This is a genomic window from Streptomyces sp. NPDC046931 (assembly GCF_040644655.1).
In the GTDB taxonomy this organism is placed as follows: domain Bacteria; phylum Actinomycetota; class Actinomycetes; order Streptomycetales; family Streptomycetaceae; genus Streptomyces.
Genome location: NZ_JBEYWX010000016.1, coordinates 22,719 through 41,033, shown reverse-complemented (window position 1 = coordinate 41,033; position 18,315 = coordinate 22,719). Strand labels below are relative to the sequence as shown.

Here is an 18,315-nt window from a genome sequence, read left to right as displayed (position 1 = left end):
ACCCTGAGCACCGCTGGAACCCTGCGGCCCGGCCGCGCCCTGGAAACCCTGCGGACCCGCAGCCCCCGCCTCACCCTGAGCCCCACTGGAACCCTGAGCACCGTCGAAACCCTGCGGCCCGGCGGCACCCTGGAAACCCTGCGGACCCGCAGCCCCCGCCTCACCCTGAGCCCCACTAGAGCCCTGAGCGCCCGACGACCCCTGGGCGCCGGTCAAGCCCTGTGGGCCGGTTGAACCCTGGGCGCCCTGGGGGCCGTCGGTACCGATGGCTCCCTGAGGACCCGTGGATCCCTGTACACCGGCGGCACCCTGGAAACCCTGCGCGCCCGCAACACCCGCGTCACCCTGCGCGCCGCTGGAACCCTGAGCACCGTCGGAACCCTGCGGCCCGGCAGCACCCTGGAAACCCTGCGCCCCCGCAACCCCCGCCTCGCCCTGAACGCCGCTGGAACCCTGAGCACCACTTGAACCCTGCGGCCCGGCGGCACCCTGGAAACCCTGCGGACCCGCAGCCCCCGCCTCACCCTGAGCCCCACTGGAACCCTGAGCACCGTCAGAGCCCTGCGGACCCGCAGCACCCTGAAAACCCTGTGGTCCCGGAACACCGGCGCCACCCTGAGCCCCACTGGAACCCTGAACCCCCGTCAAACCCTGAGGCCCCACCGAGCCCTGAGAACCCTGCGGACCCTGGGCACCCCCCTCGCCCTGAGCCCCACTGGAGCCCTGCACCCCATCCGAGCCCTGCGGACCGGCGGCACCCTGGAAACCCTGCGTGCCCGGAACACCCGCCTCACCCTGAACACCGGCGGAGCCCTGAGCACCCGTCAAACCCTGGGCGCCACTGACCCCTTGGGATCCTTGGGAACCCTGAGTGCCCGCCTCGCCCTGAGCACCGTCAGAACCCTGCGGACCCGTGGCGCCCTGCGTTCCGGCCGCGCCCTGCGGGCCACTGGACCCCTGAGGCCCGGCGGAACCCTGTGTGCCGTCGGAACCCTGGAAGCCCTGCGCGCCCGGAGTGCCCGCCCCTCCCTGAGCCCCGGCGGAACCTTGCGGACCGGGGGAGCCCTGAGAGCCCTGTGAACCCTGCACACCCGCCTCGCCCTGGGCGCCGCCGGCGCCCTGAGCACCGTCGGAACCCTGCGGGCCGGCGGAGCCCTGGAAACCCTGAGCGCCCTGCGCTCCCGCAACACCCTGGGTACCGCTGGAACCCTGCGAGCCCGGGGAACCCTGAGGTCCGAGCGAGCCCTGGGAACCCTGGAAGCCCTGTGTGCCGGCGGTCCCCTGGGCACCGGCCGCTCCCTGGGGACCGGTGGAGCCCGGCGAACCGGTGGCGCCCTGCGCCCCCTGTGGACCCGGCTCGCCCCCCTCGCCCTGAGCACCGAAGGAACCCTGCGGGCCGGCGGCGCCCTGCGAACCGGTGGCGCCCTGGACGCCCTGCGAACCGCCGGAACCCTGGACGCCGGTCGGGCCCTGCGGACCCGTCGAGCCCTGGAACCCCTGCGCGCCGCCGGGTCCCTGAACACCGGTCGGGCCCTGCGGACCGGTCGAACCCTGGAATCCCTGCGAACCCTGTGAACCGGTGGTGCCCTGAGCGCCACTTGAACCCTGGGGACCGGAGGAGCCCTGGAAGCCCTGCGCGCCCTGCGCACCCTCCCCGCCCTGGACGCCGGTCGTACCCTGAGCACCCGTCGCGCCCTGCGGACCGGCCGAACCCTGGAAACCCTGCGAACCCGGCGCACCCGCCTCGCCCTGGGCGCCGGTGGAACCCTGCGGGCCCCCGGCGCCCTGGGCGCCGGTGACCCCCTGGGTCCCGACACTTCCCTGCACGCCTTGCGAGCCCTGCGGTCCCTGAGATCCGGCGCCCTGCGGACCCGCCGAACCCTGGAAACCCTGCGAGCCCTGCGCCCCCGCGGTGCCCTGGGCGCCGGTGGAACCCTGCGGGCCGCCGACGCCTTGGGTCCCGGTCGCCCCCTGGGCCCCTTGCGGACCGGTCGCTCCCGGATCGCCTTGGGGGCCCTGGGTCCCGGAACCCGTGACACCCTGGAAACCCTGCGGGCCCTGGGCTCCCGTTGCTCCCTGGCTTCCCTGTGCGCCTTGCGGACCCTGGGGGCCTCGCGGCGGTTTCGGCTTCGGTGGCCGATGCGCACCGTGGTCATCGTCGTCATGGTCGTTCGGCCCCTGCGGTCGGGGCTCCTGCCGGTAGCGGCGCACGTCACCGATGCCGATCAGGCCCCGGGGTCTGAAGTGGGCGCTCGATGCGCCCTTCGGACCGTGGCCGGCGCCTGCCCTCTCGAGCGCGTCGGCCACGGCATCCGCCGTCGGGATCACGTTGGAGACGACGGCAAGGGCACCGGCCACCGACAGAAGACCGACAGCCTTGAGGCGAGCCTTCCGAAGTGAAGTCCTCATACGTGAATTCCCCTGTACCATTATTAGGAAAAATGCCGGGCTGGAGTATTCGTATGCACGACAGACGCGCATGCACAACAGGCGCGCACTCCGCTACGAGGTTCCAATATCTGCCAGCAGGAAATTTCATGCTCCCACCATCGAAGGGAATCCACCCCAACATCACCCGGCCAGCCCGCTGTTCGGCGAAAAGGCCGGGCCGGTCCTGCTTTTAAGGGATTTTAGGAAAGCACACCCCTCTGCCCAGCACGGCACAGTCGCGCATATTCCATCGGCAAATCCACATGAGGACCTGCACACAAGACCCCTCGCAATTCGGAAACATCACTCAGTAGATCGGCCATGAATTCCCACGGAGGAGACCCCACCGTGGGCGAGGCGATCGAGAAGTACTCCCACGAATACCGCCGGCCGCGCGGCGTCTTCTTGTCCATCGATCAGCCGGATGACAAGGACAAGGCGTTCGCCGCTGCGCAACCGGCACCCTCGGGTCCGCGGCGCCGGCTACGACGCGTTCGACGTCGGCCGTGATGCAGCTCACCGGGAAACGGTGACAGGGCGTTGTCGCGGACAGCTGCGACCGTCGACGGCATGACGATCACCGATGAGGACTGTCTCGCCGAGACCCTGGCGTTCAACGAGCAATTCGAGGCCACCGCCGCAAGCCGCCCGACCCGTGGGGAAACGCCGGACCCAACCGTGCTGGCGCTCCTGCGGCGCAACCGGCTCGGTGGCCACACGCCACCGGTGAGACTGCCGCACGGCCAGGACCGTGTCGTTGCGGGCGGGGTGAAAGTCCGGGCGTTCGTGCCGGACCACGTGGACGGCGTGTACCTGCACCTGCACGGAGGGGGCTGGGCGTTCGGCTCTGCGGACGGGCAGGATGAACGGCTCTGGCAGCTTGCCGTGCGGGCACGGCTGGCCGTGGTGAGCGTCGAGTACCGCCTCGCGCCGGAACACCCGTTCCCCCTCGGGCCCGACGACTGCGAGGCATCCGCCCGGTGGCTGGTGGACCATGCGGCAGCGGAGTTCGGTACCCAAAGGCTGCTGATCGGTGGGGAATCGGCCGGCGCCCACCTCAGCGTCGTGACCCTGCTGCGCCTTCGCGACCGGCATGGCATCACCGGCGCGTTCCGGGCCGCCCACCTGCTCTTCGGCCCGTACGACCTGTCGATGACACCGAGTCAGCGGTCGTTCGGCTCCAGGCGGCTGCTGAGCAACACGGACTCACTGCGGGGCAGTTATGAGCTGTTCACACCAGGGATGGGGGCCGAGCAGCGCAGGGACCCGGAGGTCTCGCCGCTGTTCGCCGACCTGGCCGGCTTGCCACCCGCCCGGATCGTCGTGGGCACCGAGGATCCGCTGCTGGACGACTCGCTGTTTCTGGCCCAGCGGTGGCAGGCGGCAGGTACGCCCGTGCAACTCGGCGTCGTCGCCGGCGCGATGCACGGCTTCACCCTGTTCCCGCTGACCATCACCGAGCGGGAACTGCTGCGTCAGCGGGACTTCCTGGCCTCGGTGTGACGGTAGCGTCGGCCTTATGAACCGCACTGCTCGACTCTATGCGCTGGTGGAAGAGTTGCGCGCGGCGGCGCCGCGGCCGCTGACGGTCGCGGCGCTCGCCGCACGGTTCGAGGTCGGCACGCGCACGGTGCAGCGCGACCTTCAGGCGCTGATGGCTGCCGGTGTCCCGGTGCGCACCACACCGGGGCGAGGCGGGGGCTGGTCGATCGACCCGGCGATGACCCTGCCCCCGATCCGGTTCACGGCCGACGAAGCCTCGGCGTTGGCCGCCGCGCTCGCCGCAGCCGACGCCTCCGTCCCCTACGCCGGTGCGGCCCGTACGGCAGCCCAGAAGATCGCAGCCTCGCTGACCGGTCCGGCCTCGGCCGCGGCCCGGGAACTCGCCGCGCGGATCGTTGCGCTGCCGTCGCGGACCGACTCCGCGGTCCGCGACGCAGTGGAACAGGCCCTCACCGACGACATGGTGCTTCGGCTGTCCTACGTCGACGCGGCAGGGCGCGAGAGCGACCGCGTGGTCGAGCCGGCCGGACTGCTCACCGCCGACGGCCGGTGGTATCTCATCGCCTGGTGCCGCACACGGCGGGCCGGCCGGGGCTTCCGGCTGGACCGGATCGCAACAGCGGTTCCGACCGGTGAGCGGGCGCACCCTCATGACCTGGCCGAACTACTGCTGGGCTCGGCCGGCGCCGGTGCGGCGCACCCCGCCGCGCTGGGTCCACTCGCACCCGTACGGTCACTGTGAGCCACCGAAGCCGGCGCAGGAGCCCCGGAGTGGCTCGGGAGGTGCCGGGACCGGTGCGAGGCTACCGGGCGTCCGCCGGCAGGTCCTGCTCGGTCCAAATGATCTTGCCGGTGGTGGTGTAGCGCGTGCCCCAGTGGTGGGTCATCTGGGCGATGATGTACAGGCCCCGCCCTCCCTCGTCGTCGCTCGCGGCGTGCCGGAGGTTGGGCGTGGTGTGGCCGGTGTCGGAGACTTCGCAGGTCAGGGTCCGGTCGCGGATGAGGCGTACCTGGATCGGGCCGCCGACGTAGCGGATGGCGTTGGTGACCAGTTCGCTGACGATGAGCTCGCTGGCGAACGTCAGGTCGTCCAGACCCCAGTCGCGGAGCTGCTTGCTGACGGCGGTGCGGATGGTGGCGACCGCCGCGGGGTCCGGGGGCAGCTCCCACTGGGTGAACTGGTTCCGGTCGAGCAGGCGGGTGCGGGCCACGAGCAGCGTCGCGTCCTCGTCCACCGGCCCGGGCAGCATGGTGGTCACCGCCCGGTCGCACAGCTCTTCCAGGGGCGTCCGGTGCTCGGCGAGGACCTTGGACAGCTGCGCGAGCCCGGCGTCACGGCCGTCGGCCGCCTGGAGGAGGCCGCCCGTGAAGAGGGCGAGGAGACTACCCGGCGGAAGCTTCAGTTCGGTGGCCTCGTAGGGCGGGCCGTCGATTCCCACGGACGGACCGGGGGGCAGCTCCGGATAGTCGACGGCGCCCGTGTGCGGTTCGACGACGGCCAGCACCGGCTCCCCGGCCCGTGCCAGGCTGCACTTTCCCGAGGCGGGGTCGTACACCGCGTACAGGCAGGTCACGCCCTCGGCCTCGTGGACCTGCGGTCTCCGGTGGCCCGGGCCGTGGTCGGCCTCGCTCTCGTGCGCGGTCTGCTCGACCAGGTCGCCGAGGCGGGAGAGCAGCTCGTCCGGGACCAGGTCCAGCCGGGCCAGGACCTGCACACCCGTGCGCAGGCGCCCCATCGTGGCGGCGGCCCGCAGGCCCCCGCCGAGGACGTCCCCGACGACCAGGCCGACCCGGGTGCCCGACAACGGGATGACGTCGAACCAGTCACCGCCCACTCCGGACCCGGTGTCGGCGGGCATGTAGCGGCTCGCCGAGTAGACGGCCGTGTGCGACGGCAGATGGCGCGGAAGCAGGTTCCGCTGGAGTTTCAGGGCCACCGTGTGGCCACGGGTGACCACAGGCATCAGCAGCAGGCCGATCAGCAGGGCGCCCAGGCCCACGACCGTCACCCCTCCGGTCGGTCCGGCCAGCGGCAGGTCGACGCTGGTCGAGCCGTACTTGGGGGCCGCGTAGACGATGGTGGCGTAGAGGAACAGGACGAGCATGATCAGCCCGCCCAGCCCTGGCAGCACGCCCTTGAAGACGAGGTCCTTGGTGCTGCGGCTGAGGATTTTGCGGTGGTACCAGAGGCAGGCGAACCCGGTCAGCCCGTAGTGGAACGTGATCGCGAGTCCGATGGAGTCGATCGAGTCGGCCAGTACGTTCCCGCTGAAGGAGGACAGCAGGAGGAGGAAGGCGATCGAGACCGCTCCCATGCCGACCGTCGACCAGGTCGGCGTGAGGAACCTGCGGTGGACCCGGGCGAACTGGGCGGGGACGGCCTTGTGGACCGCCATCGAGAAGACGGTCCGGGCCAGGGGCAGGATGGTGGTCTGGGTGGAGGCCAGCGCCGAGGTCAGGACCATCAGGATGAGCAGTCTCGACAGGATGAGCCCTGGGCCGTGACTCCCGAAGACGGTCTCGCCCAGTCCCGACAGCACATCGGCCGAGTTGCCGGCGTTGCCCAGCCCGGCACCCGAGGAGCCCACTCCGGCGAAGGCCTGCGCCGAGGTCGACACCAGCGCGTACATGATCAGGAGCAGCACGGTGGACAGCACCGCGGCGCGCCCGGGGATGCGGGTGCTCTCGACGGTTTCCTCGTTGATCGAGACGGCGGTGTCCCATCCCCAGTAGATGAAGACCCCCGCCAGGACGCCCGACGTCAGGGCCTTCATCGAGGGCACTTCGAAGGGATTGAACCAGGAGGCGGAGACAGGGATCGCCGTCGGGGGAGCGTTGGTGTAGACCCTGATCAGCGCGGCGACGGCGAAGACGACCAGCATGCCCACTTCCAGGCAGAGCAGCCAGCGCTGGACGGCGGCCGAGAACTCGATGCCGACGTAGCAGACCGTGGTCATCGCGGCGATCCAGACGATGCCCGCCACGGTGGTCCACAGCCGGTCCTTCGCCAGCCCGTCCAGGCCCACCAGCCGAAAGCTGTAGGCACCGGCGATCTCGGCGAGGCTCGCCATGACGATGACGTTGGCGACGATGATGCCCCAGCCGCCCATCCAGCCGGTGCGCGGGCCGAAGGCGCGGGTCGCCCAGGTGAAGGTGGTTCCGCAGTCGGCGTTGCTCGCGTTGAGCTCCCGGAAGGCGTACGCGATCATCAGCATCGGGACGACCGACAGCATGATGACGATCGGGGCCTGGAGGCCGACCGCCACCACGATGAGCCCCAGCGTGGCGGCGAGACTGTAGGCGGGGGCGGTGGACGCCAGCCCGATGACCACCGAGGAGAACATGCCCAGGGCGTCGTTCTTGAGCCCCTTCCGGCCGGCCCCCGTCCCGGGAGCGGGGCGGCCGGCGGACTCAGCGCCGCCGAAGTGCCTCACACTTGATTGCACCGCCGGGCCAGTCCCCTTCGCAACAGCGCAGGGAGCGCGGCAACGGCGCGAAGGCCCCGGAAAGGCGGCTGTTCGCGGTTGACCAGACGGGTCATGCGGACGGGTCATGCGGACGGGTCATGCGGACGGCAGAGGCTGCTCCGTCCAGACGGTCTTGCCGTCGTGGGAGTAGCGGGTGCCCCACCGCTCCGTGAGCTGCGCGACCAGGAAGAGCCCGCGTCCACCCTCGTCCGTGCTGAGGGCCCGCCGGAGGTGAGGGGAGGTGTGGCTGGTGTCGGACACCTCACAGATGAGGCACTGCGTGCGGATGAGGCGCAGAGTGACCGGGCCGGCCGCGTACCGGTAGGCGTTGGTGACCAGCTCGCTGGCGACCACGTCCGATGCCTGCACGGCTTCGACGGTCAGCACCTTGGGCGTCTCGGCGGAGATGTCGATGCCGACCTCTTTCCTCCACCCCAGGCGGGTTGACCGCGTCGGCCGGAGCGGAGCCGGCAGAGCGGACCTCGACCTCGTCTCCGGCGAGGTGGGTGAGGAACGCGGCGGCCATTTGGGAGCGACCGGCGTTGTGGACGCAGACGAACAGCACCGACGGACGTGAAGCGGGAGTGCTCATGGGTCATGCCTCGGTCGGCGTGCTCGCACCGCTGACCGTCTGCCCGCTCATGGGCGAACGGGCGAAAAGCGTCCTCGGCAACTGACGAGACCGGGCCACCCGCCACAACGTCGCCGTCATGGCGGTCCCCTTCTTCGTCCTCGGCCTCAAGCTGCTTGGAGGCGGCATCAACATCGTTCTCGTGAGCAAAAACGCCATCACCGTGGAGCCGACCGCCCCGGCCACGACGTACCCCATCTCGGGCGTCAGGTGGCTGACGGAAGGCTGGCCCGCCCACCGTGACGCGTTCGTACCTGATTTCAGGAGTTCCGGGCCACGACCTTGCCTCCCGGGACGGCGTTCCCACGCTCCTGCATGTAGGCGTAGCACATGAGACCGAGGAGGACCGAGAGGAGTACGGCGGATGAGCCCACCGTGCCGAGGTCCAGACCGCCCTTGGCGATGGGCTTGGTGAGGAAGTCACCCGCCGTGGCACCGAGCGGACGGGTGAGCACGAAAGCGATCCAGAACAGCAGGACGTTGGGAACGACCGGTACCCGCATGAGGAGGAGGAGTACCGCCAGCAGTGCCGAGACCACGAGTGCGCCGCCCAGGTAGCCGAGTCCGGAACTGTCGGACAGAAAGTCCCCCATGGACGTGCCGAGCGTGTTGGAGACGAGGATCGCCGACCAGAAGAGGGCCTCACCGCGAAACGTCGTGATGTCCCGGATGGCGAACGTCATCCCGGTGAACTTCCAGACGGCGAAGATCACGATCAGGATCGAGATCAGGATCGCGGCGCCGGCCGGGTAGCCCAGCCCCAGGCCCTGCGGACCCCAGCCCAGCGAGGTGGCCCCGTTGGAGAGGTACTTCTCGCTGGCGTCCCGGTTCATGAAATCGGACATCGTGGTGCCCGCCATGCTGGTGGACAGGATGACGGTCCAGTAGAAGAGGGGGTTGTACCGCCTGGAGTTGAGCTGGACGACGAGCGTGACCACGAAGACCAGGAACAGCGCGATCGTCGTCAGGAAGTAGCCCAGCTTGAGTGTCTGGGAGAAGAGGTCACCGGCCGTCTCTCCGAGGGTGGTCGCAGCGATCTTCATGATCCAGAAGGCCAGGGTGACCTCCGGCAGCTTCTTCATGACGTACTTGTGGGTGCCGGCGACATCCAGGTCGGTAAGCACTTCCGGCTCTTCCATGTTCCTGACTCCCGATCGATCGGTACCGCGACGCCCACCCCTCGGCGCGGAACATCGCGCGGAACAGGCGGATTTCGGACAGCCGCAGACATGCCACGTCCCCTCGCGCCGGCGAGGCGGGTCCGCCCGCCCTCTGGTCCCCTCATACGGAAGACGACGGTGGCCCGTTCGGCGCGTACGTCGACGCAGGGATGCTCTTTACCTTCAGCGTCTTGCAGAGCGACCGGCCGAATGGGTTGCGACACGGTGCTGGACCGGCTCAACCACTCACGGGAGTGACGTCCAACAGCCGAGATGCTTGCGGAAGCGACACAGCGGGGCAGGAGCGTTCCGGAACTCTGCGGTCGCTGCCACCGGTCGCGCGCGGTTCAGCAGGCCGGTGTGCCGTCCTTACCCGACGGCGGGCCGACGGTAGGCATGCCGAGATCGGCACGGGCCGGAGCCGTGCGGCAGGCCACCGCCCGCCGCCGCCTGCGCAGGATGAAGATTCCGACCACGACGGCGACCGCCGGCACGGCCAGGGCGGGCACCCACAAGGCGCCGATCGCGGAGACGGCCCCCACCCCGCCGAGTACGGCCAAGAGCGGACCCGCGCAGCACACCGCGCAGGCAGCCACGGCGGCTGCCGCTGCGCCGAGCATGCCCCAGGTCCGGGAGGGACGGGAGGACGGGGTGGTCGTCATACAGGCGCTCCGAAAAGGTCGGCCAGCATCCCGGCGACGCTCTCCGGCGCCCGTACGGTCAACTGGAGCGCGGCGGGTGTCATATGCAGGGTGAAATCGAAGAAGGCGCAGCAGTCCTGCTCGGCTGCGGCCAATGCCGCGAGCCGGCCGGCGAGCTCTCCCTCTGCCGGGAAGAACAGCTGCACGCCTTCGTCGATCTCCTCGCGCCGGTCGGCTCTCGCGACGAGAGCGCGCCACTGCTCGGTTCGCTCGCCCAGCTCGGCGCCGCCCAGGGCGCAGGCGACCGGGGCATCCCGCCACACCTCCCGCTCGGGCTCCGACGCAGCCGCCGGTCCGGAAACGGATCGAGTCGGGGAGAGCGTCACCGGCACGGGTCCGACCGGGCGGACCTCTGTCGTGCACCCGCAGTCCGGCCCGCATGCCCCCGCCGGCGCGGGTTCCGACAGCGCTGTGTGGACGCCGGCCAGGTGGGCGGAGAAGGCGCGCAACTCCGAGACACGGAGGTCGGTCTCCTTGATCCGGTCCGTGATCAGGGCGAGCATCCGGGCGCGCACTGAGGCGCAGAGACCTTCCTCGCGGACGTCCAAAAGGTCGCGGATCTCCTCCAGGGCCAGGCCCAGCAGCTTCGCCGAGGAGATGAACGCCAGCCGGTCCACCGCGTCCTCGCCATAGACCCGATACCCGGAGGCGGTCCGCTCTGCCGACAGCAGCCCGGCGGTCTCGTAGAAGCGCAGCGTCGTCGCCGGAACACCGCAGCGTTCGGCCAGCTGAGAAATGCGGTAGGTCGTCACGCCGCCGACGGTAAACCTTCAACCCGACTCGAAGGTCAAGCACTGACCGGTACGAGACAGGAAGCGCCGTGGCGCGCTCCACTGTGATCACGTCGTCGGCGCCGTCCCGGACAGCCCCGTTCACCGGGATCAGCCCGCCGTGTTTCACCAAGCTGGTGACCGCGCTGCGCCGCGAAGGTGCCGATGAGGTGCGACCGGGCCGGCCGTGGAGCCTGCCGCTGGAGGACCGGGTGCCGCTGGTTGCACCGCCCGCCGCATCCCGCCGGAACGGGCACGCAACGGGCAAGGCCCCGGCCGGGCAAGAATGCTGCGGCCTAGCCCGGATCCACCGATGAGTTCCGCCGGCTGGGCCGGTCTACCAGGACGTACGCCATCGAGCCACCGACTGGAGACCCACCATGGCCAATCCCGCACACCCCGGCCGCATGCTGTTCGTGAACCTCCCCGTAGCGGACCTCGAGCTCAGCAAGGCGTTCTTCGCCAAGCTCGGGTTCAGCTTCAACCCGATGTTCACCGACGAATCCGCCGCCTGCATGCTGGTCGGCGAGCACGCCTTCGTCATGCTGCTCAGCCGCGAGAAGTTCGCGGAGTTCGCGAAACTGCCGATGGCCGATCCCACCACACACACGCTGGCGCTGTACTGCTTCAGCGTGTCGTCCCGCGATGAGGTCGATACGGTCAGCGCCGCTGCGCTCGCGGCGGGCGGCTCCAAGGCAGATGACGCCGAGGACCTCGGTTTCATGTACTCACGCAGCTTCTTCGACCTCGACGGCCACGGCTGGCAGGTCATGTGGATGGACCCGGCGGCGGCGGAGCAGGGCCCCGAGGCGTTCGCGGCCTCCATGCAGGACGCCGACACCCCGGCCTGACCCACCGTGTTCCGCACGTGCGCCGTCCTCATGGCCCAGTCGCTGCACCAGAGATCTGGCACGCCAACTCCTCGACGACCTGCGGCACGACACGTTGGGCGCCCTCGTCTTGCAACGCTTCGGCAAGCGCCTGATGGACCGCCGCGGACAGCTGTCCCGCATGTGAGGCGCGGGTCCGGTTCACCGCCCGCTCGATCTTCGCGAGATGGGCTGCAACGATCGGCATTGCCGTCTCGTACTTGCTGGGGTCCACGGCCATGGGCTCAGCCGATCAGCACCGCGCCGCGAGCAGTTCCTCGGAGAACAGTCCTGCCATGCAGGCGCAGTCGGGATCCAGGGTGCCGGCGGCAAGCTCCTCGGTCTCCTCGGCTATGCCCTGACGCCAATTTGCAGTTGGTCTCTCAGCCATGGGGGGACCGTACAGGGCACGACTGACAGCGAGTCCGCACGATTTGCGCGGCAGCCGTCATGGCACCACGCGCACGCTGCCAGGTCTGCTGGTGGTCTAGCCGGCCTGATGCAGGGACGTTCACCTGGGTTCGTGTCCGTCAGGCCGGCAGGTGTAGACCTGCAGCACCGGCCCTTCGACGACCAGGCCGAGATCGTCCCGACGTTCCGCCCGAGGAGCGCACAGAGCCCACCCGCTACCTGGCGGCCGAAAATCGCCACGGCTGTCGGCTACCGGTCAGTGACCTGCCGGGGAAGCGGCTGACGGCGGAGGTCGGCGACGACGGCAGTTGCCCGGCTGGCAGCTTGCCTGACCTGCCGCAACGCGCCAGCCACGAAGGAAGTGGGGCCGTTTTCGTCGCTGCGCCGACTTGGTCCGGATAGTTGTCACAGGCTGGGGGTACCCGCCTCGCAGCATGGCCCATGGCCGAGTCCGGTACGCGGTGACAGCAACGGAGAACCAGATGAAGGCCCGCCTATCAGCAGCCCCGCCGACGCCGGCGCCGGTTCCAGCGGACGAGCAGCCCGCCGAAGTCCTCTCCGGCCGCTACCGGTTGGGCGCGAGAATCGGATCGGGAGGCATGGCCGACGTGTACGAGGGCGTTGACACGCGCCTTCGGCGACCCGTGGCCGTCAAGGTATTCCGGCCCGGCCCGGACCCGCAGACGGAGGACCGTCTCACCGCGGAGGCCGTCCTTCTGGCCCGCCTGCAGCACCCGGGACTGGTCACCGTCTACGACGCCGGCCGCCACGACGACCGCACCTACCTGGTCATGCAACTGATCAAGGGCCCCACGCTGTGCAGCCTTTTGGCGTGTGGAGCGCTGCCTGAGCGGCGTGTGGTAGATGTGGGCGCCGCCCTCGCGCGGGTGCTGGCCTATGTCCACCGGGCCGGCGTCGTGCACCGAGACGTCAAACCGTCGAACATCCTCCTCGACGCGGCCGGTGCTCCTCACCTGGCTGATTTCGGCATCGCGCGCCTGGCCAATGCCACCCGCCATACGGCACCGGACGTGCTGATAGGCACCGCCGCCTATCTGGCACCGGAGCAGGTTGAGGGCAGGCGGATCGGGCCGGCCGCCGACGTCTACGCGCTCGGCCTGGTCCTGCTGGAGTGCTTGAAAGGCGAACTGGAGTACCAGGGCACCCCGTTGGAAGCGACAGTCGCCCGCCTGCACCGCCCACCCGAAGTCCCCACCTGGCTCCCCTCGGAACTCGCGGACCTGCTGCGGGCCATGACCGCCCAGGACCCCGAGGCCCGCCCGGACGCCGAACAGTGCGCGCAAGCCCTCGCCTCCCGGCACGCCGGACCTGATCCATACCCCCTGCCGCTCTCGGCGCCCTCCGAGGCGCGCCTTCCGACGCCGCCGGCCGCTCACCCCGGAACGGAGGAGCACATACGGTCTCAGGAGGCGGCAGTCACCCGGCGCAACCTCCCCGGCGGCACTCGCCACAGCCGTCGCCTGGCAGCGGGCACGGCCCTGGCCCTCTCCGTGGCCCTAGGCGCGACTCTTGCCGTCACATCGAGCACTAGCGGAAGCGACGACCGGACAGCAGCGACGCCCGCCGAAACCCCCTCGCACCCGCCCTCCGGTACGGCGACTGCCAAGAGCGGGCCCGGTGCCCTCCCACCCACCCGATCTCACGGCGCTCAGCCCCCCTCCAGGGCATTCGATGCGTCCCACCCTGCGGCTGCGGCAACCGGATCTCACGCCCAGCCCGCCTCCAGGACACTCGGCGCTCCTTATCCGGCGGCTGCCCCGAGCTCGAGCCACAGCGCCTCTGCACCGCCCGCGAGCTCGAGGCCGCCCGCAGCCGGAGCCGCTGGCCCGAGCCGGACGACACCTGGGGCGGCGCCAACCGCTGGCACGGCGCCCCCATCACCAAGGCACCCGAAGGGCGGCTCACCAAGGCCCTCGAAGGGCGGCGCCACTACCGGCGCACCGCCCAGCCCAAGCCCGACGCATTAGAGGCCTAGGACCAGACCCGCCGTGCCGTTACATACTCAACCTTCTAGGGGTACACCCGCTCTGGGAGTTCGATCGCCGACGCAACCCAGTGACCGTTGTTGAGCGCTCGATGTGGCACAGGGGCTGCTTCCCCCAGTCCCGGTCCGTAACGTGAAAGCGAACAAGCCCCACGGGGCTCCCTACGTTGTCCAGGCCCACCGTCAAGCATCACCTGGGACCAGAACGTCAGGCACCAGCTGGGATCCGACATGAGGTGGGGGCCTCACAGACCCAATCGAGCGGGCCCATGCCACCGCACACCTACGAGCCCTCTCCCATCAGGAAAAGGGGCTGGGGGCCGAGCAGTCACGCAAGCTTGGGCAGGCCCCTCAGACCCACTCCACCTCGGAAACGATGTACGGGGTACTTCCCGGGCCCGGCAGCGGCGTCCGAGAGGAAGCCTGCGGCGCCGACGGGCGAGGGGGCGAAGCGACGACCGCGGCCGGCGCCGCAGCCACCTCCTCCTCGCTCACCCCGCCAGCGCCTCGATCACCCGATCGAGCGCCCCGCCCATCTCAGTGCGCGTGACCACTCGAAGCGGGCGTCGGACCGGCGTTCTTGACCGTCAGAGGCAGCAGCTTCTTGCCGGTCGGGCCGATCTGGATGTGCGTGTCCATCTGCGGGCACACGCCGCAGTCGAAGCACGGCGTCCAGCGGCAGTCCTCGACCTCCGTCTCGTCGAGCGAGTCCTGCCAGTCCTCCCAGAGCCAGTCCTTGTCGAGGCCCGAGTCGAGGTGGTCCCAGGGGAGGACCTCCTCGTAGGCGCGCTCGCGGGTGGTGTACCAGTCGACGTCCACGCCGAAGGGGGCCAGCGCCTTGTCCGCGCAGGCCATCCAGCGGTCGTAGGAGAAGTGCTCGCGCCACCCGTCGAAGCGGCCGCCGTCGTCGTAGACCGCGCGGATCACCGCACCGATGCGGCGGTCGCCGCGGGAGAGGAGACCCTCGACGATGCCGGGCTTGCCGTCGTGGTAGCGGAAGCCGATCGAGCGGCCGTACTTCTTGTCCCCGCGGATCTTGTCGCGGAGCTTCTCCAGGCGGGCGTCCGTCTCCGCGGCGGAGAGCTGGGGCGCCCACTGGAAGGGGGTGTGGGGCTTGGGAACGAAGCCGCCGATCGAGACGGTGCAGCGGATGTCGTTCGAGCCGGAGACCTCGCGGCCCTTCCGGATCACATGCGTGGCCATGTCGGCGATCTGGAGAACGTCGTCGTCGGTCTCCGTCGGCAGGCCGCACATGAAGTACAGCTTCACCTGGCGCCAGCCGTTGCCGTACGCCGTGGCGACCGTCCTGATCAGGTCCTCTTCCGAGACCATCTTGTTGATGACCTTGCGGATGCGCTCGGAGCCGCCCTCGGGGGCGAAGGTGAGGCCCGAGCGGCGGCCGTTGCGGGTCAGCTCGTTCGCCAGGTCGATGTTGAAGGCGTCCACACGGGTGGAGGGGAGGGACAGCCCGATCTTGTCTTCCTCGTAGCGGTCCGCCAGGCCCTTGGCGATGTCGCCGATCTCGGAGTGGTCCGCGGAGGAGAGGGAGAGGAGGCCGACCTCCTCGAAGCCCGTCGCCTTCAGGCCCTTGTCGACCATGTCGCCGATGCCGGTGATCGAGCGCTCGCGGACCGGGCGGGTGATCATGCCCGCCTGGCAGAACCGGCAGCCGCGGGTGCAGCCGCGGAAGATCTCGACGGACATGCGTTCGTGGACCGTCTCCGCCAGGGGGACGAGCGGCTGCTTCGGGTACGGCCACTCGTCGAGGTCCATGACCGTGTGCTTCGACACGCGCCAGGGGACGCCCGACTTGTTGGGGACGACGCGGCCGATACGGCCGTCGGGGAGGTACTCGACGTCGTAGAAGCCGGGGACGTAGACCCCGCCGGTCTTCGCCAGGCGGAAGAGGAGTTCCTCCCGGCCGCCCGGGCGGCCCTCCGCCTTCCAGGCGCGGATGATCCTGGTGACCTCCAGGACGGCCTGCTCGCCGTCGCCGATCACCGCGCAGTCGATGAAGTCGGCGATCGGCTCGGGGTTGAAGGCCGCGTGCCCGCCGGCCATCACGATCGGGTCGTCGACGGTGCGGTCCTTGGACTCCAGCGGGATGCCCGCCAGGTCCAGGGCCGTCAGCATGTTCGTGTAGCCCAGCTCCGTGGAGAAGGACAGGCCGAACACGTCGAAGGCCTTCACCGGGCGGTGGCTGTCCACCGTGAACTGCGGGACGCCGTGCTCCCGCATCAGGGCCTCCAGGTCCGGCCACACGCTGTAGGTGCGCTCGGCGAGGACGCCCTCCTGCTCGTTCAGGACCTCGTAGAGGATCATGACGCCCTGGTTGGGCAGACCGACCTCGTACGCGTCGGGGTACATGAGCGCCCAGCGGACGTCACAGGAGTCCCACGGCTTGACGGTGGAGTTCAACTCACCACCGACGTACTGGATCGGCTTCTGCACGTGCGGGAGCAGAGCTTCGAGCTGCGGGAACACCGATACAGCGGCTTCGGCAGACATCTCGCGACTTTCGTGGGCTGGAGGGAACGGATAGGGGTGACCATCAAGCGTAACGCGCCCCCGGCACGTCCCCGGACGCCCGGACGTCCGGACGGCGTCGCCGCGCCAGGCCCGGTGGCCCGCCTCCCCGCCGTCCGCGTCCGCTCCCTGCTCGGCCGCGGTCCCGCTGCCCGCTCGGCCCCCTCGGTCGCCGAGCCCCTCCTGCCGTCCGATCCTCGGCCGCCCGTATCAGATGGCCATCTCGGCTCTCACCGTCTGCCACAGCTGCGGCAGCGCCGCCTCCGCTGCCGCCGCTCGCCGTTCCTCCCGCCCGTACAGAACGCCGTAGGTGAAGGTGCTCTCCCCCGCCGCGTGTGCCCGGGCCGAGAGTTCCAGCAGGGCCTCGCGGGCCATCACGCTGTCCTGGTGGTCGCCGAGCAGGGTCTGGAGCGACTTCATCGATCCGACCAGGGCCTCGGCGGGCTTGCCCAGCGCGCTTGCGGCGGTCTCGGCCGCGTACCGGGTGCGCTTGGCCTTCTTGCGTGCCTCGTGGATCGCGATGTCGCGGTCGCGGCCCGGGGGCAGGTCGAGGGCCCGGCCGACCAGGTCGGCGACCTTGTGGAAGTCCTTGCGTACGGCCTTGGCGATCACCTTCGCCGGGTCCTCGGCGGCGGCTTTCAGCAGGGGCGGGCCGGCGATCAGGGTGTCGAGCGCGTTCAGCAGGCTCAGATAGCGCTCGCCGTCCAGGACGCTGATCAGACGGCGCCGGGAGCCGTCGTGCCGGGCGTCGGACCAGGTGCGCAGGCGGTTCCGAACTGGGCCTGAGATCAGGGAGCGGGGCAGTTCGGACATGGCGGTCGTCAGGTGCTCGGTGAGGACCTCCCGGTCGCGGTCGACGCCCAGCTCGCCGGCCAGCCACTTCAGCTCGTCGGCCATCGGGTCGGTGACCCGGCGGTCGAGGACCTTGCCGAACGAGCGGAAGGTGCTGCGCAGCCGGCGGGTGGCGACGCGCATGGAGTGCACGGAGTCGTAGACGTCCCGGCGCACCGCGGGGTCGAGGGCGACGATGGCGTCGCGCTGGGCGCGGACGTAGGCGAGGACGTGGTCGCCGGCGGTGGCCGGTGGCTGTCCGGGACCGGCCGGGGCGGGCGGCGGCTGTCGTTTGCCGGTCGCGGTGGGCTCGGGGCGGCCGCCGGTCTCCTGCAGTGCCCTTGCCAGTTTGGACGGCGCCGAGGAGCGGCTCACGCCCGCCTTGCGGAGCTTCTTGTCGACCTTGTCGAGGAAGGCGGGGTCTTGGCCGTCCGCGAGTTCGACTTCGATCTCGGTCCAGTCGGCGGTGCCCGTGCCGCCGCTGAGCCGCTCGGCGTGCACCCGGTCGAGGCTGACCTCGGCGAGCAGGGTGCCGTGGGCGTCGACGAGGTGGCGGACGTCGCGGGAGGAGCGGAGCCGGAAGACGGGGACGAGTTCGGCGTCGCGGACACGGGAGCGGACGAGGCCCGACAGGTACGGGGGGACCGTGTCGGAGAGCGGGGCGCGGACCTCGTCGCGCACGCCGTCGGCGACGGGCAGTTTGAGGTGCCAGCCGGCGTCACCGCCGCCGGTGCGGCGGCGCAGGGTCAGGGAGGCGTCGGCCAGTCGTGCGTCGGCCGTGTCGTAGTAGGTGGCGTCCAGTTCGGCGATGCCCTTGTCGACGACGGTCGAGACGCCGCCGACGGCGGTCAGGTCGGGCAGTTCGCCCCCGGTCGCGACCTCGTACTTACGCTCGATTTCGCGTTTCGTGTCCGCCATGGACCGAATCTAGTGGCAATCGGGCCGGGAGGGCAGAGTCCGCCGGCGCTCGTCTGGAATGCGCCCCTCCGTCGAACGCCCAGGTCCTTCAGC

General features: G+C 70.3%; 15 protein-coding genes and 3 pseudogenes. 8 read left to right on the top strand and 10 right to left on the bottom strand.

All coding sequences use genetic code 11. The features are described 5' to 3' along the window. From ABZ876_RS25495 to ABZ876_RS25480, 4 genes are all read left to right on the top strand, one after another. Window positions 1-234 (top strand): hypothetical protein (locus tag ABZ876_RS25495; RefSeq protein ID WP_361785536.1); only part of this gene is annotated, 234 nt, incomplete at its 5' end. 2,544 nt (window positions 235-2,778) lie between these two features. Then, the gene (locus ABZ876_RS25490) at window positions 2,779-2,940 is read left to right on the top strand and encodes a hypothetical protein (RefSeq protein WP_361785533.1); all 162 of its coding nucleotides are present in this window, start codon (window positions 2,779-2,781) and stop codon (window positions 2,938-2,940) included. A gap of 60 nt (window positions 2,941-3,000) precedes the next feature. Further along, window positions 3,001-3,933 (top strand): alpha/beta hydrolase, encoded by a 933-nt coding sequence (locus ABZ876_RS25485; protein ID WP_361785530.1) that lies wholly within the window; start codon window positions 3,001-3,003, stop codon window positions 3,931-3,933. A gap of 16 nt (window positions 3,934-3,949) precedes the next feature. Then, window positions 3,950-4,675 (top strand): WYL domain-containing protein, encoded by a 726-nt coding sequence (locus ABZ876_RS25480; protein WP_361785527.1) that lies wholly within the window; start codon window positions 3,950-3,952, stop codon window positions 4,673-4,675. A 61-nt stretch (window positions 4,676-4,736) separates the two neighbouring features. Here the strand turns inward: ABZ876_RS25480 and ABZ876_RS25475 are convergent, their stop codons facing one another. The 3 genes and pseudogenes from ABZ876_RS25475 to ABZ876_RS25465 form a co-directional block, all read right to left on the bottom strand. Beyond that, entirely contained in the window at window positions 4,737-7,379 is a 2,643-nt protein-coding gene (locus ABZ876_RS25475; protein ID WP_361785524.1) for an amino acid permease, read from the bottom strand. A 117-nt stretch (window positions 7,380-7,496) separates the two neighbouring features. Beyond that, window positions 7,497-7,760: pseudogene (locus tag ABZ876_RS25470) on the bottom strand (ATP-binding protein); the annotation flags it as partial. After that, window positions 7,743-7,992 (bottom strand): annotated as a pseudogene (locus tag ABZ876_RS25465) (phosphotyrosine protein phosphatase); the annotation flags it as partial. The pseudogenes ABZ876_RS25470 and ABZ876_RS25465, both read right to left, overlap by 18 nt. Here ABZ876_RS25465 and ABZ876_RS25460 point away from each other — a divergent pair. Continuing rightward, complete coding sequence (locus tag ABZ876_RS25460) at window positions 7,943-8,077, top strand: hypothetical protein (RefSeq protein ID WP_361785904.1); 135 nt, start codon at window positions 7,943-7,945, stop codon at window positions 8,075-8,077. The pseudogene ABZ876_RS25465 and the gene ABZ876_RS25460 sit on opposite strands and share 50 nt — an antisense overlap. Window positions 8,078-8,291: 214 nt before the next feature. Here ABZ876_RS25460 and ABZ876_RS25455 read toward each other — a convergent pair whose 3' ends face one another. The 3 genes from ABZ876_RS25455 to ABZ876_RS25445 all read right to left on the bottom strand — a co-directional run bounded on the left by ABZ876_RS25455 (window position 8,292) and on the right by ABZ876_RS25445 (window position 10,644). Beyond that, on the bottom strand, window positions 8,292-9,170 hold the full coding sequence (locus tag ABZ876_RS25455; RefSeq protein ID WP_361785521.1) for a hypothetical protein: 879 nt from the start codon (window positions 9,168-9,170) through the stop codon (window positions 8,292-8,294). Between the two features lie 368 nt (window positions 9,171-9,538). Then, window positions 9,539-9,853, bottom strand: a complete 315-nt coding sequence (locus ABZ876_RS25450) for a hypothetical protein (RefSeq protein ID WP_361785518.1) — start codon at window positions 9,851-9,853, stop codon at window positions 9,539-9,541. Next, complete coding sequence (locus ABZ876_RS25445) at window positions 9,850-10,644, bottom strand: heavy metal-responsive transcriptional regulator (protein WP_361785515.1); 795 nt, start codon at window positions 10,642-10,644, stop codon at window positions 9,850-9,852. Before ABZ876_RS25445 ends, ABZ876_RS25450 begins: the two co-directional genes overlap by 4 nt. A 68-nt stretch (window positions 10,645-10,712) precedes the next feature. On the opposite strand from ABZ876_RS25445, the pseudogene ABZ876_RS25440 reads away from it, so the two are divergent. Both ABZ876_RS25440 and ABZ876_RS25435 read left to right on the top strand, forming a co-directional pair. Continuing rightward, window positions 10,713-10,889, top strand: a pseudogene (locus ABZ876_RS25440) (IS5/IS1182 family transposase); the annotation flags it as partial. A gap of 153 nt (window positions 10,890-11,042) precedes the next feature. Beyond that, on the top strand, window positions 11,043-11,513 hold the full coding sequence (locus ABZ876_RS25435) for a glyoxalase (protein ID WP_361785512.1): 471 nt from the start codon (window positions 11,043-11,045) through the stop codon (window positions 11,511-11,513). Between the two features lie 28 nt (window positions 11,514-11,541). On the opposite strand, the gene ABZ876_RS25430 is transcribed toward ABZ876_RS25435, so the two are convergent. Both ABZ876_RS25430 and ABZ876_RS25425 read right to left on the bottom strand, forming a co-directional pair. Next, on the bottom strand, window positions 11,542-11,772 hold the full coding sequence (locus ABZ876_RS25430) for a hypothetical protein (protein ID WP_361785510.1): 231 nt from the start codon (window positions 11,770-11,772) through the stop codon (window positions 11,542-11,544). A gap of 12 nt (window positions 11,773-11,784) precedes the next feature. After that, window positions 11,785-11,922, bottom strand: a complete 138-nt coding sequence (locus ABZ876_RS25425) for a hypothetical protein (protein ID WP_361785507.1) — start codon at window positions 11,920-11,922, stop codon at window positions 11,785-11,787. 454 nt (window positions 11,923-12,376) lie between these two features. On the opposite strand from ABZ876_RS25425, the gene ABZ876_RS25420 reads away from it, so the two are divergent. Continuing rightward, the gene (locus ABZ876_RS25420) at window positions 12,377-13,930 is read left to right on the top strand and encodes a protein kinase (protein WP_361785504.1); all 1,554 of its coding nucleotides are present in this window, start codon (window positions 12,377-12,379) and stop codon (window positions 13,928-13,930) included. Window positions 13,931-14,484: 554 nt separating this feature from the next. On the opposite strand, the gene ABZ876_RS25415 is transcribed toward ABZ876_RS25420, so the two are convergent. Next, a complete protein-coding gene (locus ABZ876_RS25415; protein ID WP_361785501.1) occupies window positions 14,485-16,455 on the bottom strand; it encodes a TIGR03960 family B12-binding radical SAM protein in 1,971 nt (656 codons plus the stop codon). A gap of 228 nt (window positions 16,456-16,683) precedes the next feature. Continuing rightward, the gene (locus ABZ876_RS25410) at window positions 16,684-18,222 is read right to left on the bottom strand and encodes a CYTH and CHAD domain-containing protein (protein WP_361785498.1); all 1,539 of its coding nucleotides are present in this window, start codon (window positions 18,220-18,222) and stop codon (window positions 16,684-16,686) included. Window positions 18,223-18,315: the final 93 nt, after the last annotated feature.

Excerpts from the sequence above, each read along its gene's own strand:
- ABZ876_RS25450 (WP_361785518.1), bottom strand. The coding sequence starts at position 9,853 with ATGACGACCACCCCGTCCTCCCGTCCCTCCCGGACCTGGGGCATGCTC.
- ABZ876_RS25435 (WP_361785512.1), top strand. The coding sequence starts at position 11,043 with ATGGCCAATCCCGCACACCCCGGCCGCATGCTGTTCGTGAACCTCCCC.
- ABZ876_RS25415 (WP_361785501.1), bottom strand. The coding sequence starts at position 16,455 with ATGTCTGCCGAAGCCGCTGTATCGGTGTTCCCGCAGCTCGAAGCTCTG.
- ABZ876_RS25455 (WP_361785521.1), bottom strand. The coding sequence starts at position 9,170 with ATGGAAGAGCCGGAAGTGCTTACCGACCTGGATGTCGCCGGCACCCAC.
- ABZ876_RS25430 (WP_361785510.1), bottom strand. The coding sequence starts at position 11,772 with ATGGCCGTGGACCCCAGCAAGTACGAGACGGCAATGCCGATCGTTGCA.
- ABZ876_RS25425 (WP_361785507.1), bottom strand. The coding sequence starts at position 11,922 with ATGGCTGAGAGACCAACTGCAAATTGGCGTCAGGGCATAGCCGAGGAG.
- ABZ876_RS25485 (WP_361785530.1), top strand. The coding sequence starts at position 3,001 with ATGACGATCACCGATGAGGACTGTCTCGCCGAGACCCTGGCGTTCAAC.
- ABZ876_RS25420 (WP_361785504.1), top strand. The coding sequence starts at position 12,377 with ATGGCCCATGGCCGAGTCCGGTACGCGGTGACAGCAACGGAGAACCAG.
- ABZ876_RS25410 (WP_361785498.1), bottom strand. The coding sequence starts at position 18,222 with ATGGCGGACACGAAACGCGAAATCGAGCGTAAGTACGAGGTCGCGACC.
- ABZ876_RS25480 (WP_361785527.1), top strand. The coding sequence starts at position 3,950 with ATGAACCGCACTGCTCGACTCTATGCGCTGGTGGAAGAGTTGCGCGCG.